Source organism: Eubacteriaceae bacterium Marseille-Q4139 (assembly GCA_018223415.1).
GTDB lineage: Bacteria > Bacillota > Clostridia > Lachnospirales > Lachnospiraceae > CABSIM01.
Genome location: JAGTTQ010000001.1, coordinates 3,900,031 through 3,917,855 on the forward strand (window position 1 = coordinate 3,900,031; position 17,825 = coordinate 3,917,855).

The following is a 17,825-nucleotide window of genomic DNA, read 5'->3' on the forward strand; positions in this document are numbered from 1 at the left end:
TTACTCATTGAATTCTGCCGTAGGCAAGGAAATGGCTCTGCCAGTAGGAAGTTTGAACGCTTGTGTACTGCACCGGATCTCCACAATGAATCATCATCCCGTTGCCCACATAGATGCCCACATGGGATGCGCCGGTTGTGTTGTAGGTACCCTGGAAAAAGATCAGGTCGCCCGGCTTTGCTTCCTCTGGCGAGACATACGCGCAATGGGAGCGCAGGCCATTAGCCGTTGTCCGCCCCACATTCCATCCGTTGCCGCAGTTATTGATGACCCAACACACAAAACCAGAACAGTCAAAACTGGTGGAGGGCGAACTGCCGCCCCAGACATAAGGAAATCCAAGATACTTTTCCGCTTCGGCAATCATCCGGGCAAAGCTCTCATCCGTCAGGGCTTCTGCTGGAATTTCATAACCGAACCCGCCTTCGTCTCCCGTATAGGTTGGCAGCGTGGCCGTATCGAACAGATAATTTCTGTTGCCATAGGTCGTATTATATAAGGTATAGCGGCCGGACTGGTCGCCGTCCATATTGCCGCGGGCGACGGAATCAAACCCGTGGTTGATCAGGGTAATGTTTAAAATGCGGTATTCATACTCCTCCTCTGTCTCTTCCCCCGTCTCCGGATCAGTCACGGTGCGGGTGCGGATTTCAATGACCTCATCGACAATCAGCTCATATTGCTGGGTGAACAGGCTCTCCACCTCACCGGCCACCTGGGCATAGGTAAATTCCTCATACTTGGCCGTCAGATAGGAAATCAGTTGATACGGGTTGTGCGAGATTTCATCAATCTGATAGTTGTACTCATCGTAACCGGGATGGGTCGATTCCATGTTGTTGATCTGCTCGTTGAGTTCTTCTTCTAGCGCCAAATACGCATTTTCAGCGGCATAGATGTCCGCATCCTGGCTGGGATAGGTGGAAGAAATGAAGGTGTTCTGCGTCCCCTGCATCATGGCGGTACAACTCGACAGGATGGCACCGAAAATCAGCACAAACAGCGCAATGATGCCGGCCCCAATAAAAATGCCTTTGTTTTTGCGGAAGAAGGTCTGAATGGTCGCCTTGGCCTTACTTCCCGCTGTCTGCGTAGCTTTTGCGGCAGCACCGGCCGCCGTTTTTCCATTTCTGGCGGCGGCGTAGGCTTCCTTATACCGTTTTTTCTGCCAAAAGCGGTTCAGGATGGATGTCTTACCCTGTGCATCCTTCGCTGCATTCTTTGCTGTGGCTGCCTGCGCCGCTTTTTCGCCGGTGGCGGCAGCCGATTCCGTAGGGGTAAAATGCAGCCGTTTATCCTTCCTGGCAGAGTTAATTTCTTTGTGTCGTTTTGACTTTTGATCCTTACGATGTTGACTGACCCGGTTCACCACCTTATGGATGCCGCTCTCGCCTAGAATCTCGGCCTTGTGCGCGCCCTCCACCGCGCTGTTTTCCCGCTCAACACTGTGAACTTTGGTGTGGACGTAGCCAGCCACCGCACCAGCGACAGCAGAAGCAGCCTTGCGGCCAATACCCATGCCGGCACCGCGAACCATCCCGTTTTCCTCATCGTCAAAGGACAAGCGGCTGGATTTTTTCTTGGATGTCCCAGCTTTCTCCTGAGAATCCTGCTTGTCCTGCCACTGCCTTTTTTGCTGCTGTTGGCCTTCTCTGGCGCTTTTCGGATTGTTCTTATGCGTACCATCGTCAAAAGTGCTTCTTGACCTGCCATCCGGTTCGGAATCATCCTGTCGAAAAGCCGATTGATACGAGCTTGCTTTTGCTCTGGCCCTTGGGGGTGTTGTGGATTCGGATGCTGAGAAAGTAGGCGCACCGGCCCTTGCCTCCGCAGCCGGGCCAGGCTCTGGTCGCTGTGTCGGTACGGCGGCACCGGCACCTCTACCTTCTTCTATGTCAACAACAGCGTTGATGTCAACCGCTGTGTCCTGCGCTTTTGCCGCAGCATCCGCAACCGGCTCCGGCGGCCTGCCTTGATCTGCATCAGCACCAGATTCCTGGAGCTGATCCGCCGTGTGATTTTCCGCATGATACCGGTGATAACCGGACTGCACCTGTTTTTTCTGACGGTTGTGCCGTATCTCAGCCGCTGTCTGCACAGCGGCCCGGCTTGCGGATGTTTCCCGAAAATCTGTCATTTTGGCAGAATGTTCAGAAAACCGGCCCGGGCTGCTATGGGGCACATCGGTTTGGTTCATTTGCGCATCTTCAAGCGGCGCTTGTTCTTCCTGACCGCCAACAGGCTGTGCTTGGTCCGTATCTGTATCCTGCCTACCGCATGCAAAATTGGATGCGGCAACCTGTCCCTGCGCCGTTACCGGCTCTGTCAGTGGGACGGTGTCTGGCATAACGTTTTGCTGCGGTGCCAAGGGTTGGGCGTTGCTGTACTCACCGGTTGTAAAGGTCATAGTCGCATCGTCGCCCGTCAGGGGCTGCACCTGGCTTGCCTCATACTCGGTTTGCCTAACAGCCCTCTGTGTCTGAGCCAATCCCTGCTGTTTTGTATTGGCAATTCCTGCGCCGGCGTTCACGGCACCCTCGTTTGGGAACCGATCCTGTGTGAATCTTGCAGGTGTTGGCGGCGCATATCTTTCACCACTGGTCAGTGTCGGACGTTCCTGGGTATAGCCCGGAGACAAATGTTCCTCGCTCTGAACAGCGGACACCGCCGGTTGACTGGTATCGGGTTGTACCGGCTGTGGGCGGTGATTGGCATGGGGTACGGCCGCGTCCTCTTTGGCCATTGGACGGGGCTGCCATTTCTGACCGCCCGCCACCTGTGGCTGGCTGTTTTCTCGAATAGGCCGGCTTTGTTCAACCCCATCCCTCGCCAAGCTGGCATCCTGGGTCCGCTTACTGACCCGTTTATGCTCGCCACTATGCAGGTTTTCTTCCATTAAGCCGTCACGGGTCATTTTCTGGACACGCTTATCTTGCGCTTCATAGCGTTTTCCTGGCATTATTTCTCACCTCCTCGCCGCCAGCTTCCTCTTACGCTTCCGGCAGCGAATACCGCTGCCATCTTTCCAGGATTGCATCCGCTTCCCGAAGCAGTTCACCGCCCTGGTTCAGCGCCAGTTTCTGGCACACCCGTCTGTCGGCAAGGGAAACCAGAATGCTGTACAGACCATCCACCAGAGATGCCATGCAGAGCAGATCGTCCACCATCTGGCCGAAAACCTCCTCGCCATCTCCCTCCAGTGCAGGAACAAGGATTTTATCAGGCTGCTTAGCCCGTTTCCTATCCGCAGGATCAGAACGGTGTGCCGCTGAGAACAACTGGGCAAGCGCCTCCTCCAGCATAGCGTCCGATTCTTCCTTGGAGATATTGCCTGCGCGCCCATAGGTCTTGGGAATCTTTTGACCCGGCGCAAATCTCCGTTTTTTGTTTTTGTTCATAGAGTAAAACCTCCACATTTTCACTTTTGAAAAAACCTCCCATCGACCTGCGTATACAGGCTTCCGAGAGGCCGACAACTGATTTTTCCGCTCCATTTCAATGGAAACATTCCCATCAAGAAATATAAGCGAATCGTAAACAGGGTGATAGAGAAAATAAAAATCGCCCATATCACCCGGTGCATTCCGTTATAGGCCGTACTGACACCACCTTCACTGTTTGGATTCCGCCCCTTGTCTGGCGGCGACGTCCTCTGGACGGGTGGACATGATCGCATAGAGTTTGAGCGTCTTATCGAAATGATCTTTGAACGGGATGATGGTGTTGCCGTAGAACAGAAGCCCCTCACCCGCGCCGCTGTTGGTCACATAGGAGAGCTGGTACGGGCTGATATTCAACTGTTTGGCAAGAACCTGCCGGTCGCCTGCCGCCTGGTTGAGCATCAGGATAAAATCGCTGTTTTCCATGATGTTCTCGATTTCCCGGCTGGCCAGCAAATCTTTGATGTTCTGGGTGATGCCGGTCGGAATCCCGCCCCATTTACGGAACCGTTTCCAGATCTCTACCGAATAGGCCGCCGTCTGCTCCTCCTTCAGCAAAAGGTGGAACTCGTCAATGTAATACCGCGTTGCTCTGTGCTCCGAACGGTTGATGGTGACACGGTTCCACACCTGATCCTGAATAATGAGCATCCCCAGTTTTTTCAACTGCTTGCCCAATTCCTTGATGTCATAGCAGACAATCCGGTTATCCAGCTTTACATTGGTCTGGTGATTGAACACTTTCAGTGAGCCATTGACGTAGATTTCCAGCGCCGTGGCAATCCGCTGTGCCTGCGGCTCCTTCTGGCTGCGCAGGCAGGCATACAAATCACCAAGCACCGGCATATTCTCCGGCACCGGGTTTTCAAAGTATTTCTGGTACACCAGCGGCAGGCAGCGGTCAATGACCGATTTTTCCTCCGCCTCAATCCCATTGCGCGATCCCATAATCAGTTCGCAAAGGGAGAGGATGAAGTCGGACTTCACACCCAGCGGGTTATCGTCATCCGAATAGTCCATGTTGATGTCCATCGGATTGATGTAGTCGTGGCTGGTGGCGGAAATGTGGATGACCTGTCCGCCCAACGCATGAACCAGCGGGAAATATTCCCCTTCCGGGTCTCCGATGATAATATCGTCCTGCGTTACGAAAAACGCATTGGTTATTTCCCGCTTTGCCGCGAAGGATTTGCCGGAGCCGGGTGTTCCGAGAATCAGGCCGTTGGGATTCTTCAATTTTTTGCGGTCCACCATGATGATGTTGTTGGACAGGGCGTTCAGGCCATAGTAGAGCGATTCGCCGCCCATGAACAGTTCCTGGGTGGTGAACGGAACAAAAATGGCCGCGGCCGTGGTGGTCAGCGCCCGCCTGATCGGGATGTGGTTGAACCCCAGCGGCAGGCTGCTCATCAGGCCATCTTCCTGCATATAGTCCAGCCGGCGCAGCGCGCAGTTATACTTCTGCGCAATACCTGCCACCTGGAACACAGCGTTATCGAGCTCCTGCCGGGTCTTGGCCGTATTCAGAAACAGCACCGTGACTAAGAACATCCGCTCATTGCGGGACTGAAGATCATCCAGCAGTTTCTTGGCATCACCGCCATAGGTAGCCAGGTCGGACGGAATAATTTCCATATCGTACCCGGAGCGGACGGCTTTCTTCTGTTCCTCGATCTTCATGCGGTTGATGTCGGTCACTTTGCTCTTAATCAGCTTGATTGCCTTCAACTGATCCAGGGATTGAACGTGCATGGTGACGATCAGGTTTTTATCAATATCCAGAAATTCGGCCAGCATTTTGTCGGTGAGTTCCGGGGCCAGAATCTGAAGATAGGATACTGCGCCATAGGTATCGCCCATCATGAAGTCCTTGCCGGATTTGAACAGGAAACTCGTCGGCGCGATATAGTCCTTCGTCCCCAGGCCGGTTTTCAATACCTGGTCGTAGGTGAAGGTAAACGGCGTTTCGGTTTCCGGGTTCAAAGTCTCATATAGGACTTTCAAGCGTTCCACCCCATTCAGGGGATAGGCGGTCACGCCCAAGACCTTGAAGTTGCTCAGAATGTCCGTCTCGATGCGCTCCAGTTTCGGCCTTGCCATCGCCAGATTGTCAGCCTCAATGGCAAATGTGATATACTTGGATTTAAGCAGACCATTGTTCCCCTTCGCCAGTTGGTTGTGCAGCATCTGTGCGTATTCCATGCGCACATCGTCGAAAGCGTCGTTCTGTGGTTCGATCTGGATGACCTTCTCATACTCCTTCATGCTGCTCTTTTGGTTGATGAAGGACAACTGAAACTGGATGCTGCTGTCAAAGTAATTGAGAAAGTCGCACCAGTTTTCAAAGATGGCGCTTTTATCGTCATTCTGGGCCAACTGGTAGTTGATGTCATAAAAGCGGATGGTCTTGGAGTAGACATGGTCGGCTACCCGGCAGATACCATCCTTGCCCATTTCCTTATAGGCAATGGAATCCTGGACAGAAATCCGCTTTGCCTTACCCTTCAGCGGAAACCGGGTGCTTTTTGCATCTGCCCTTACCGGTTTAGCGGGGCGGGACTTTTTCTTTTTTACCACGGTGCAGCCCTCCTTTCGTTTGCGGCTTGTTCTCCGGCACCTTGTACGGATAGGCCGCCTCCTCATACAGATTGGCCGTCTCATACCGGCGGATGGCCGGACGCTGGAACCGAACCCGGATAAAATTCTGGAGAATCTTCTCCATGTGCATCCCGTCTTTTTCGTACATGGCAAAGAGAAATTCCGGCAGCATGAGCAGCACCATCCCGGTGGCCGCGCCGCTGGTTCCGATGATGTCCCGCGTCAGGAAATAAAACGGCAGCCCCAGCGCCGCGCCAACCACAATACAGATGATCTGGCGCAGCGTCAGGTTAAAGGCCACCTTATTTTTGACCTTCGCCAGGTCTTTGGGGACTGTTACATAGGCCATAATCAATTTGGGTAACAGCGGACGTTTTTTGCCGGGAATGAGCCGCCCCTGTAACCCGCTCCTTTCCTTTGAGTTTTTCCCGTCTAGTGGGTGTTGAAAATTTGCTTACTGAGCGATCCGGTTTTCAGCAGGCTGAAACACAGGATGATGGTATAGGCCGCAACCCCAAACAGGGCCGAGTGAACATTGTCGGTCAGCTCAATGGAGGCGACCAGCGCGGCATAGATGCCGACGCAGACCATCATCAGGAACGCTTGAAACGCCAGGGCGAAAAGCCCACGGAAATAATTGGTACCCATCTGTCCCCATTCCCGGTTGGACATGGTGGCAAATGGAATGGGTGCAACCGAAGTGTACAGGTAAATCTCGATCATACGCCCGAACATGATCACCATGATGAGGACGGACATGACCTTCATACAGAAGCTGAGGATGAAGGTTTCCAGCATCAAGACAAATAGTTCGCCCAGTTCCATCGATTCCATCGTGGTGCTGATGGTGGATGTAAAGGACGATATATCAATGGCCGTGCTGCCGCTGATTGTCCCCGCGGCGCTGTTGACCACGCTTTGTCCCACATCAAAGACTGCCATCGTGATTGTCCAGGTATTGCTGACCAGAAACACCGCGACCCACATTTTGAGGAAATACTTGAAAAACATCCAGGTATCCACATCGTGCAGGTTGTTCCGTTCCGTCAGCATGGAAATCAATTCATAGCACAGGACCATCGTAATGATGATCCCGGCTATGGGTACGATCACCGAATTGGACAGGCTTTGTACCATGTTGTATATGCTGCTGTTCCACCCTTGTGGTGTCATTCCCACCTGCGTGGCAATTTCGCCGGTCTTTTCATTGACATCGGTGAACATGGTGGTCAGGTTGGAAGTCACCATACCCGTCAGGAGATCCCGCATCCATTCTTCGATTGCATCAAAAATGCTATCGAACATGGACTGCCCCCCTTACATCATCAGAACAGTCCGCCCAGAAGAGGGATCAACTGGGTGCCGATGAGGATCACGCCACCGCCGGCCATGAGCTGTTTCATACCCTGGCTTTTTGCACCAGGGTTGTCGTTTCCGTAACCTTCCATCAGGTTGATAACGCCCCACACGCCGAGGCCGGCACCGATGGCGACCACCAGGGTCTGGAGAATCGTAACAGCAGAGCTAAAGAATTCCATAATTTGTTTATCGGAACATAAGGTCGGGGATGAGATCTTCAGTTATTCATCGCACAAAACCAGCATTTCCGCTTGTTTGCCAAGCGGCCCCGCGTTCCGATTTCCCCTTTCTTTATTTTTTATTGGTGGTGTTCTGGTTTTGTGTTTGCAGAGTATGCAGGCGGTGCCCGCGCCGGATAGATAGTAGTCATATCTTCCTCCTGCTCAAAAGAAAAGACCGCCTGGTAAGCAGACGGTCAGATGGATGAAGATTTTTCAGTTGTCGGCAAACCGGGTGAGATTGCGAAAAGCCGCAAGTTCCCGGTCAGGTTTCATACAGCAGGGACAGCCAGGGATTCTTTCATACTGCGCTGGCAACAGTCCTGCCGATTGCAGGCGCGTTATGATCTGCCTCTCCGAGGCTGCCCCCAGCATACGAATCCGGCACAAACCGGCTTCGTACTGGGACAGGATCACCAGATCGCGGATTGCGTGAACGCCGGCGCGGTCCAGTGTGTGCAAAACCTTGACAGGCAAATCCAATGCGCCGGCTTCCAGCCGATAGAGATGGACTCCTTCCATGCTCAAATGCTGGCAATAAAGCCGTTCCGCCTGTGCGGCCTGCTCTGTGAGGGCGTTTGTCCTGGCCGCAAAGCCGTCTGCCACATAGAGAAGCAGTTCCTTCACCTGGCATTTCTTGACCGCATGGCGAATAATCTGCCGGATGCGGTTCTCGTTGACATGGTGTTGGTCAGCCAGCGCTTTCATGGAAGCGCCTTCGCGGTAATGCTTGTCCAGGACAAAGCGTTCCCGCTCGGTGAGCTGATCCAGCAGATTGGCCAACCCTGCCTGCTGGTCTGCGATAAGCGTGGCATAATCCATCGCTGTGCCGCAGATTTCATTTAATCTGATTGCCGATAACAAATTTACCGGATACGGACGTTTCATCGCGAAGTTCCTCCTTTTCACTGCCGTCAACCGGCAGGATCCAGATCAGTCTGTGTCACCTCCACGTCAAAGACTTCAAATTCTTCCTCCACGCCCATCCGCAGCGTGTGTTTCAGATACTGTTCCACGTCAAAGGCGTTTTTCTTGTCATAATCGGACAATTCCCTGTATCGTTTATGCTGTGTGATGTCGTACTTATTGCTCAGGAAAGGCCGGACGCCGCGCAGTTGCAGGATGCACTTGTTTCCATCCATAACCGAAAGTTCATCTCGACTCATCAGCTCTTTCCCGGTTTTTTGATAATTCATGCCATACGACTGGCTCTGCCCGCGGGTATCCGATGTGTTGAGCAAATCTATGGTTTCCTTGCCCAGCGTCTCGCTGATTTCCTTCAGGGTCGAGCTTTCCTTGCCGCCCAAAAACAACATGGTGTCGCAGTTGCCGGTGATGGTTTCCGCGGCGTCCTTATAGATCGTCTTGAGCTGGCTCTGAGACTGCAAAATAATAGAAGCCGATATTTCACGGCTTCGGATGGTGGCAATCAACTTATCAAATTTCGGGATTGAGCCAATATTGGCAAACTCATCGAGCAGGAGCCGGACATGGTACGGAAGCCGGCCGCCGTGCTCATCATCCGCCTTATCACACAGAAGGTTGAAAAGCTGGGTGTACATGATGGCGACCACAAAATTGAAGGTATCGTCCGTATCGCTGATAATGACGAACATCGCTGTTCGTCGCTCCCCCAGCATATCCAGCTCCAATTCATCGTAGGACATCAGGTCACGCAGTTCCTGGATATCAAATGGGGCCAACCTGGCACCGCAGGAAATCAGGATGGATTTCGCCGTCTTGCCTGAAACGAAATGTCAAGGACTTTTTAGTACCCCCTACATTTCATTGCATGAAAAAAGCCACTGTAGATTTCTCCACAATGGCTATAAAGTCATGTTTTATTCACTTTTGATTACCGGCAAACTCATGCCCAAACTGAAAGTTTCCACTGTATCTAGATTTTGACAAGCTAAAAGATATTATATTTGCTAACTTTACTAATCTTTTAGCATATTTTCAAGTTCCATGATATTTGCACCAACATCGCTTTGTTTGTGTGCATCGGAAGCAGTCTCAATTTGCACATTATTTTTTCTCAGAATAGATAATAATTGATGATTTAAACCAAGTTCAATATCAGAACTATAATTTAATTGTAACCCTCCACTATTTTCAGCATACATTCCGTGCTTATTTAACAGAACAGCTAGTTTATTATAATATTCCGTTAAATCAATGTTTGGTTTGTGACCAAAACACTTGATTGAGTCAGGATGAGCAAGACCATTAAACAAACCACTTTCACACAACTGGAACATAATTTCATAATATCTTTTATATACTTCTTCTATGTTCTTGCTTTCCCAAATCTCTTTTTGTCCCATATGGTCAAATCCCCAACCATCAATCCAATGTACAGCTCCTGTAAGAAAATCAAAATCATATTTATCAAGAATATCTGTCAAAATGTCAGCAGTTTCAGGAATATAACAGACTTCAAGACCAAACCGCACTTTTACAGGATACCTAGTAGCCTTTACTCTTTTAATAAAACTAATGTAATCATCTATCGAACCATTCATTCTTTTTATTATCCAGTTATGCTGAAAATCGTTATATGCTTTTATTGGTTCGTATACTCTCTCAAACTCAGTAAACTGATGGGTATGCTCAAGCATGTATATTTCATCAAGCCCTGCATCTTGTGCTACTTTAATGAATCCCTCAAAAAAATCAATATTATAGCCTATGGGATTTCCATGTAAAAAGTGTACATGTACATCTCTCATCATTCATTCCTCCAAGTTTCTGTTTCACTCACAAGAGCGCAAACTTCAAATTCGTCTTTCCGTAAAACGCGCCGACTTACTGAAAGTTTGCAGCCTTAGAAATTAAAATTCATTAACATTACGCTCTCCATTCCATCAACACACAATCTTCCTTCTTCCCTTCGTGTAGCTCATGTTCGGGAAGCTCCTTAATAATTTCAAATCCCGCCTTCTGATATGCTCGTACCGCTCGTGGATTATTTTTTCGTGGGTCAAGAATCACCGCATTGGCATCCATTTCCGTTCGTAGATATTGGCATACTACTCTGCAATATTCTGCACCGATTCCCATATTCCAATATTCCGGCTCACCGATAAATTGGTCCATCGCATAAATCTTTTCTTCCGTCTCATGGTAATCATATTCGTCGAAAAGTTCCCCCTGAATTCTGTATATTTGTGCGTAACCGATGGGAATTGTATCATATTCAATGATGACTCGATAAATCTCATCCGCCCATTGCTCTGTATAATGCTCACGAATCGTTTTCTGTGTATGCTTTTTATCTCTACCGTCGTAAAATTCAAGAACACGGTCATCTGTCAGCCATTTTAACATTAGAACTAAATCATCCTCACTCATCGGGCGAAAGGAAACTCGCTTTTCTTCCAACATAATTCACCTCTTCCATGATATAATTTCACATCATCTTTTCCTGCTAAAATATAAACATCTCTGCTTGTGTCTGTAGCAATTCAGAAACACCCTTAATCAACATTTCCCTATCTTTTCTTTCATAACCATAAATGATTTGGTCTATCAACCAATACACATCATTAAGCTCTGCTTTTCTTTCTGCTACTTCCGGCGCCTTATGCTGATAGTATTTTAATACCTTCCTGCCAAATTCTTTCCCGAAATCATCTGTACTACAATCCAGCAAGCACAAAAAATCATTATCCGGGTCACCTACATTAAAATCGCCAAAATCAATAACTCCAAACAGTCTATTATTTCTAAAAATCATGTTATTTGCACTGAAATCATTATGTACCAAACAAGGGGTATATTTAAATAAAACAGCATTGCTTAATATGTTTTCATATATTGTTTCGATATGTTCCAACATCTCATCAGTTAACAGCTGCTCCTTTTCCAGAATACTTATAAGTAATTTTTTATCTTGCAAAAACTTATCTTTCTTATTCACCAGAGCATCTGAAAACAAACTGACAGAACAATCAATCTCTATGGAATGTAACTCTTTCAAAAACGTAGCTTCATCATATGCAAGGGCATCCTTTTCCTTTTCACTCAACTTATGATACTGCTCATAAGTAATACGTTCCCCTTTAATATATTTCATAATATTAAATCGGTCACTTTGATATACTACCGCAGGGGTCTGATAAGATAAATTACAATTTTCTAAAAACCGATACAATTCAAACTCTCGTTTCTGAGCAAATCTAACAGAATCTCGCTTTGGAACTTTCACAACATATTGTTCATTACATAAAAAAGTATCGCTATCATCGCCTGATGACAAATAGCAGAGTTTATTTATTTTTATCTGTTCATTCAAATGCTGATATATTTCTACGTCCAAATCAATCATTTCATTTTTCCTCACGTAAGGTATTAACAGAAACATCATATAATCGCTTACTTTCAAGTTCTCCGTAAGCCTGAAAATTCAAATTTGCGCTCTCATCGAACACACCAATTATATCACGAAATATACAATTCTTCTACATGCTTTTTTACCTATGCAGTATGTTGTGTTGTCTTGACATCACTCTCAATCAGCCTCTTTATCTTGTCCTTCATGGTTTCCTTGGCATCTTCATTGAAATGCACTCTCACAACATACATTGTGCCACCTATCTGCTTCCTGAGTGCTACCGGTGTGTGTGATTTTCTATTCTCCATTTTGTGTTCTCCTTTTTTGTTTTGCCTGATAAGGAAGAGCCTCTTTCAGCTGACAACCGGAAGCTGACAACCGACCTTCAAAAACTCTCAATTCCTTTTATTTATAGTTACTTTTCCTAAATTTACTTTTTCTTAAATATTCCGTTGCTTTCGTTGTCAGAACTATATATACCCCCTAAAAAATATAGTAAATATAAGGGTTTTAGGAATATAGAACCGACAACGAGGTTGACAACGGGATAGACAACCAGCCGACAACCTACTGGGCAATTATTACTGCATCCACTCTGCCGGTAGTGATAACTGTTCCATCTGCTCCTTGGTAATCGGTTGAAAATCCCGACCTTTGTTGTCAGGCTTCTCCCATCCTTTCTGCCGGCGATATGGCTCAGGGAAATGTCTTGGATTACTAAAGGCAATCCAATCACTACAGTTATTCATTATGTCGTTAATCTCTCGTATTTCCCATTGTGCCGGATTTCCATCATTCCCCAACGCTTCGGCGTACAACTGCCTTGAACACACCATATTTGCTTGGCAATGCTCCAAATAATCAAGAATAAGCTCTTTCTTGGTATCTTCCTGCATAAACTGTTTCTGATACTCCCGAAGCTCTTCCTCAATCTTCTTTGGAAGCTTCAACTGAAAATCGCCACTCCTATAGATTACCATTGCTTCTGCCCACATTTGGTCTATATATTCCCTTGATGCTTTTTCAGCATCAAGGATATGAACCTCAGCCTCATCTGACTTACACAGAATAGGCAGAAATCTTCTATTTCCCGACCTATCCATAGGCAAAAAATCCAATGAATTTGACGAACCGGCAAACACACACTGCCTCTTATGGTCTTTCGGATGCCGGTCGTATGGTGTTTTATAGGTATCCTTCTGTCTACTCATAAAGGACTTGGTATCTTCTACATTCTTAGCATTGAGAATAGCCACCATTTCAGGAAACTCTAATATCAGATGTGCTTGTATTTTTCGGTACACATTGTCATCATCCATTTTCTTTAAGTCATCCGTAAACCAATCATCCTTCATGGCAAGGAAACGCAGAAAAGTGGATTTACCGGCTCCCTGACCACCTACCAGGCAAAGCATTGATTCAAACTTGATGCCTGGGCAGGAAACTCTTGATATCGTACCCATCATAAAAAGCTTCATTACCTCATAAGTGTAATCGCTGACCTCTGCTCCTAAGAAATGATGCAGTGCATAGCGTATTCGCTCCTTGCCATCCCATGTTAGGGAATTTAGATAATCAAGAACCGGATGATAGCGGTTTTCATTTGCCACAACCTTTATCACATCCTCAATTCGCTTTTCATTGGACAATCCGTAATGCTTTTCAAAATAGACAACAAGAAACTTCAAATCCACATCCGTAAGGCTCTCACTCTCCCGATACCATCCCAAATCCCTTGTAATGTCAATTTTGTCCGTAAACATATTCAGCCGGAATGCACCTTTCAGATTAGGGTCATGCATCAAAATCAGACGATAATTACCGACTGTTTTCCTGACTTCTCCCTTTTCTGTGCACTCCAGTATCGCCCTGACTTCTTCGATACTCTTCAATTCTTCGTACAATCGACTTCACCCCCTTTCCAATGTCAGAAACAACAAAAGCTCTGTCAGGGATATCCTTTTCAAGAAGAGTATCAAGCTGATATTCTACTTTACTGATATTCTGCAGAGCTTCTACAAAGCAGGGATGCAATTCCTCATCCATGCTCTTTGGTGCATATTCTGTTTTCCATTTCCTTAGCAGATGATAATAGTCCGACAGAACCCTAAAGCACTGCCTCTGTTCCTCATCCAATATCTGCTCCGGTGTTTTCCTTGGTGCAATCTTTTTCGGTGGTGCTCGGTTGGTTGCATCATAGTTTAGTCCAAAGTCAGATGCAATCTTCATTGCAGCTGACTTTGGTGCAAGACCGAAATACTTTGCAACAAAATCAATGGCATCACCGGTATCTCCACAACCAAAGCAATAGTACCTCTTATCCATCTTCATACTGGGAGTCTTGTCCTTATGAAACGGACAGCAAGCCAGCCCGCTCCGGTTGATTTTAATACCATACTGCATAGCCACTTGCCTTGCAGTGACATTGTCCTTTACTACTGTAAATACATTCATGCTTATCCCAACTCCTCTCCCCTTGATTTCTTCTGTGCCGGTGCTTCGGTAACATTTGCTCTCTGCTCCTCTACAAGCCTCTTATTTGCCTCAAGAAGGGCACGAACCGACTTCCTTGCATGTTCCTTTACCTCAGCTTTCTTTTGCTCCTTTAAGCGTGGATTTTGCAATGCTCCCATAACCTTATCAGCCACCTTCTGAGCCATGCTCCTGAGCTTGTTCTCCAAATTATCAAGGCATCTTCCAACAAAATCCCTTTTATCCTTTGGTGTTTTTCTCTCATCCGAAGTCAGCCACTTTTTATACTTGCGAAGCTCCTCGATATCTTCCTCTCTGGTCTGCTCTGCCACTGTTTCAGATACCACCTCACATGCTTTTTCATAGGCATCCTCAGCCACCTCTTCCACAAAGGCTTCCAAATCAGAAATCTTCATTGTGAGTGCATCTAATGTTGCCTGATTTTCAGCAATTCGTCTTTTCTGATTTTCGATAATAAAATCCTGCTTCTCAAGATAACTGACACCGCCATAGACCGGCTCGAAATCTATCTCGACTCCGTTTCTGTGGGCAATATCCAAAAACATTTTTCTGCATTCCGCATCAAAGCTGATTTTCCGGTTATTGTATTTCCCCTTTTTCTTTGTTGGGTCAGGCAGTTCAAATCCCAGTTCTTCCAGTGCTTTCTCTTGCTGAGGACACAACTCTCCATATTGATTTTTTGCATCAAACACATGCCTCTCATGGATATGTGGTGTTGACTCATCCATGTGCAGTGCCCAGTCTAAAATGTGAACATGTGAACCATATCGTTTATTAAATTCCTCAAAATACTCTGCCACTACCTTAGCCAGCACATCTGCCGAAACCGTTTCGTCTATATTACCAAGCTGTAACACAGTTTCTTCCGGACAAGTCTTATTATTTTTCAGTACATCATCAATGGTTCTGTTCCGTTCCGGATGCCTTGCCATCTCATTTCTCTCATTCTGTGCATCCACATGGTCTGAGTAATGCTCAAAATAATAGGCACGCTCAACTTCGGTAAAAGTAAACTGCCTCTCTTGGGAGCTACCGGCAAAGCTGTAACCTTGGTAGCAATCCCAATACACATTTTCTTTTGTCCTTTCAGGGTCAATATGCTCACTGTTCTCCACATCAAAATCTCGGTCATTATGCTTTACATCATAGACCCCATGCTTTCCGCTTCTGCCATTATGCCTTGAAGCTTTCATTCGTTTTTCTCCTTTCCACTGCTTTCGTTTTTCAAAGGCGAAGCCGTTTTTTCCCTTGCGTTTGCGACAAGTAATACCCAGTACTTATCGTCGCAACGACAATAAACTGGGCAAGGCTTCCGCCCTTGACCTGATGAAGGCTCTGCCTCTCAACTCCGACAAAGGTTGCACCTCTGTACTCTGCTCCGAAGGAGTTGAAATCTGTCATCCCCACAAGACGGATAACACAGTTCAACTTCTTCGGTTGCTCTGCATTTCCTACGGAAATTTGAGCATGAAAAAAGCACTCAAGACTTCTCTCAAGTGCTTTTTACGAAATCCTACACCGGCGTTCCGATTTTCGGCTCTAATGCAAGACTTCCCACTGTTGCATAGACTCCGTTCTCTCTGTCCTGCCTACGAATTTCTTCTTTCATAGCTTCTATCTTTGCTCGCTTTTCGCTCTTTACACGCTCTTCATACTTCCTCTGCCATCCGCTTTCTTTTCTTCGTAAATACTGCTGATGCCTCTTATCCTTAATTCTGTTAATCCGGTCAATTTCAGCTTGTTCTTCCGGAGTAGGTTCTGTCATCATTGCCGGTGGAACATATCGCCCAACAAAATTAAAATAGATTTCAATCTCCTGCGTGGTTTGAATGCTCCCCTTTCTGTCTCTTTCATGCACCAGCACCTTATCAACAAATTCATTTATCATTGCCGGTGTCAGTTCCTCAAACTTCTCATATTTATCAATCAGTGCCATAAATTTACTTGCAGAATTTTTGCTCTTCTCGTATTCAGTGAGCTTCACTTCCAATTCCTTAAGCTCTGCATCAAGCTCTGCTTTTTCCTTGGAATACTGTTTATCTAAAACCTCATATCTGCTATCCGGCAGTTTTCCAAGAATGTTGTCCTCATAAATACGACAGATTAACTTCTCAAGCTCCTCACAGCGATTTCTAGCCACCGTAATTCTCGCCCTAACCCTTTTTACCTCTGCATCCTCTTGCGTTGATTGTGCGGTTGCTATGGTTTCCAAAAATTCATTACGGTCATACTTGGCATATTCAAAGATTGCCTTGAGCATATCCCCTATCAGCTCCAACACCACCGACTCGTTAATTCTATGCTGGGTATTGCATAATGTACCAACCGGCACCTTGCTATAAGCGGAACATGTATATTGTGGTATTCTCTTGCCATTGCTTGTCCGATGCACATACATTTTCGCTCCACAATCAGCACAACGCATGAGTCCGGTAAGAACATGATGCTCTCCCCATCCGTCCGGATATCTCCTGACATTTGCTCGTAACTTCTGCACTGTATCAAAGGTTTGCTGGTCAATAATCGGCTCCTGCGTATTCTCAAATATTACCCAATTATCTTCCGATACATAATGGCTCTTTTTATCCTTAAAGTGCTTCTGCGTTTTGAAATTCACAGTGTGACCTAAGTATTCTCTTTTCTTCAATATCCCAACTACTGTAGAAGAACCCCATCCATAAGGGTCTTTAAAAGTCTTATGCCTATTGTTCCCTTGCCCAAAGCGTGCCATATGCACTGCCGGTATTTCTACTTTCTTCTCCTGCAAAAGAGTAGCTATCTGATAAGGACCCAGCCCATCAATAGTCCATTTGAATATCTGCCTCACGATTTCAGCAGCTTCTTCATCCACAATCCAATGATTTCCGTCATTTTCATCTTTCAGATATCCGTATGGTGTAACACTAGCCACATGCTTTCCGGATTTTCCCTTGGACTTGAATGTGGATTTTATCTTTTTGCTGATATCCTTGGCATACATTTCATTCATAACATCCCTGAATACAAGGAAATCGTCATCTCCATTGTAACTGTCATGGTTATCATTAATTGCAATCAGACGGACTCCCTTTTTACGGAAGAACTCTCTGAGCTGACCTACAACAAGATAATCTCGTCCTAATCGACTCATATCCTTCAGGATAATGGTTTCCACCTCTCCATCTTCCACAAGCTCCATCATAGCCTTAAAGGACGGTCTTTCAAAGGTTGTACCGGATATACCATCATCAGTGAAGTGCCTGAACCTAGTCCACCCTTTTTCTCTGCAATAATCTTCTAGCAACTTCTTTTGATTTGATATACTGTACGACTCTCCAAGGTTCTCATCCTCTCGGCTTAATCGCTCGTATAATACAATAATCTTTTCACTACTCATGTTCT

Annotated in this window: 16 protein-coding genes; all 16 read right to left on the reverse strand. The window is 46.7% G+C overall.

Translation table 11 applies throughout. The annotated features are described in order from the left end of the window. Positions 1-4: 4 nt before the first annotated feature. The 16 genes from KE531_18575 to KE531_18650 all read right to left on the reverse strand — a co-directional run bounded on the left by KE531_18575 (position 5) and on the right by KE531_18650 (position 17,820). Positions 5-2,959, reverse strand: coding sequence for a C40 family peptidase (locus KE531_18575; protein ID MBR9955602.1), 2,955 nt, complete (start codon positions 2,957-2,959; stop codon positions 5-7). Positions 2,960-2,990: 31 nt separating this feature from the next. Then, entirely contained in the window at positions 2,991-3,398 is a 408-nt protein-coding gene (locus KE531_18580) for a hypothetical protein (protein MBR9955603.1), read from the reverse strand. Positions 3,399-3,611: 213 nt separating this feature from the next. Next, a complete protein-coding gene (locus tag KE531_18585) occupies positions 3,612-6,083 on the reverse strand; it encodes a conjugal transfer protein TraE (protein ID MBR9955604.1) in 2,472 nt (823 codons plus the stop codon). Beyond that, a complete protein-coding gene (locus KE531_18590; protein MBR9955605.1) occupies positions 5,986-6,387 on the reverse strand; it encodes a PrgI family protein in 402 nt (133 codons plus the stop codon). The genes KE531_18585 and KE531_18590 overlap by 98 nt, the downstream gene beginning before the upstream one ends. Before the next feature lie 83 nt (positions 6,388-6,470). Further along, on the reverse strand, positions 6,471-7,343 hold the full coding sequence (locus KE531_18595) for a hypothetical protein (protein ID MBR9955606.1): 873 nt from the start codon (positions 7,341-7,343) through the stop codon (positions 6,471-6,473). 20 nt (positions 7,344-7,363) lie between these two features. After that, positions 7,364-7,576, reverse strand: a complete 213-nt coding sequence (locus KE531_18600) for a Maff2 family protein (GenBank protein MBR9955607.1) — start codon at positions 7,574-7,576, stop codon at positions 7,364-7,366. 255 nt (positions 7,577-7,831) lie between these two features. Next, positions 7,832-8,503, reverse strand: coding sequence for a hypothetical protein (locus KE531_18605; GenBank protein ID MBR9955608.1), 672 nt, complete (start codon positions 8,501-8,503; stop codon positions 7,832-7,834). Positions 8,504-8,529: 26 nt separating this feature from the next. Further along, a complete protein-coding gene (locus KE531_18610; protein ID MBR9955609.1) occupies positions 8,530-9,342 on the reverse strand; it encodes a TraM recognition domain-containing protein in 813 nt (270 codons plus the stop codon). Positions 9,343-9,555: 213 nt separating this feature from the next. Further along, positions 9,556-10,350 carry a histidinol phosphate phosphatase gene (locus KE531_18615; protein MBR9955610.1) on the reverse strand — a complete coding sequence of 265 codons (795 nt, stop codon included), beginning with the start codon at positions 10,348-10,350 and terminating at the stop codon, positions 9,556-9,558. Between the two features lie 115 nt (positions 10,351-10,465). Beyond that, on the reverse strand, positions 10,466-11,002 hold the full coding sequence (aac(6')-Im, locus tag KE531_18620) for an aminoglycoside N-acetyltransferase AAC(6')-Im (protein MBR9955611.1): 537 nt from the start codon (positions 11,000-11,002) through the stop codon (positions 10,466-10,468). Between the two features lie 43 nt (positions 11,003-11,045). Beyond that, on the reverse strand, positions 11,046-11,945 hold the full coding sequence (gene aph(2'')-IIa, locus KE531_18625) for an aminoglycoside O-phosphotransferase APH(2'')-IIa (protein ID MBR9955612.1): 900 nt from the start codon (positions 11,943-11,945) through the stop codon (positions 11,046-11,048). Between the two features lie 149 nt (positions 11,946-12,094). Next, positions 12,095-12,259, reverse strand: coding sequence for a transposon-encoded TnpW family protein (locus KE531_18630; GenBank protein MBR9955613.1), 165 nt, complete (start codon positions 12,257-12,259; stop codon positions 12,095-12,097). Positions 12,260-12,532: 273 nt separating this feature from the next. Beyond that, positions 12,533-13,753, reverse strand: a complete 1,221-nt coding sequence (locus KE531_18635) for a virulence-associated protein E (protein MBR9955614.1) — start codon at positions 13,751-13,753, stop codon at positions 12,533-12,535. Positions 13,754-13,769: 16 nt separating this feature from the next. Continuing rightward, on the reverse strand, positions 13,770-14,405 hold the full coding sequence (locus tag KE531_18640; GenBank protein MBR9955615.1) for a DNA primase: 636 nt from the start codon (positions 14,403-14,405) through the stop codon (positions 13,770-13,772). 2 nt (positions 14,406-14,407) lie between these two features. Further along, on the reverse strand, positions 14,408-15,637 hold the full coding sequence (locus KE531_18645; GenBank protein MBR9955616.1) for a serine/arginine repetitive matrix protein 2: 1,230 nt from the start codon (positions 15,635-15,637) through the stop codon (positions 14,408-14,410). Between the two features lie 320 nt (positions 15,638-15,957). Then, entirely contained in the window at positions 15,958-17,820 is a 1,863-nt protein-coding gene (locus KE531_18650; GenBank protein ID MBR9955617.1) for a recombinase family protein, read from the reverse strand. Positions 17,821-17,825 lie beyond the last annotated feature (5 nt).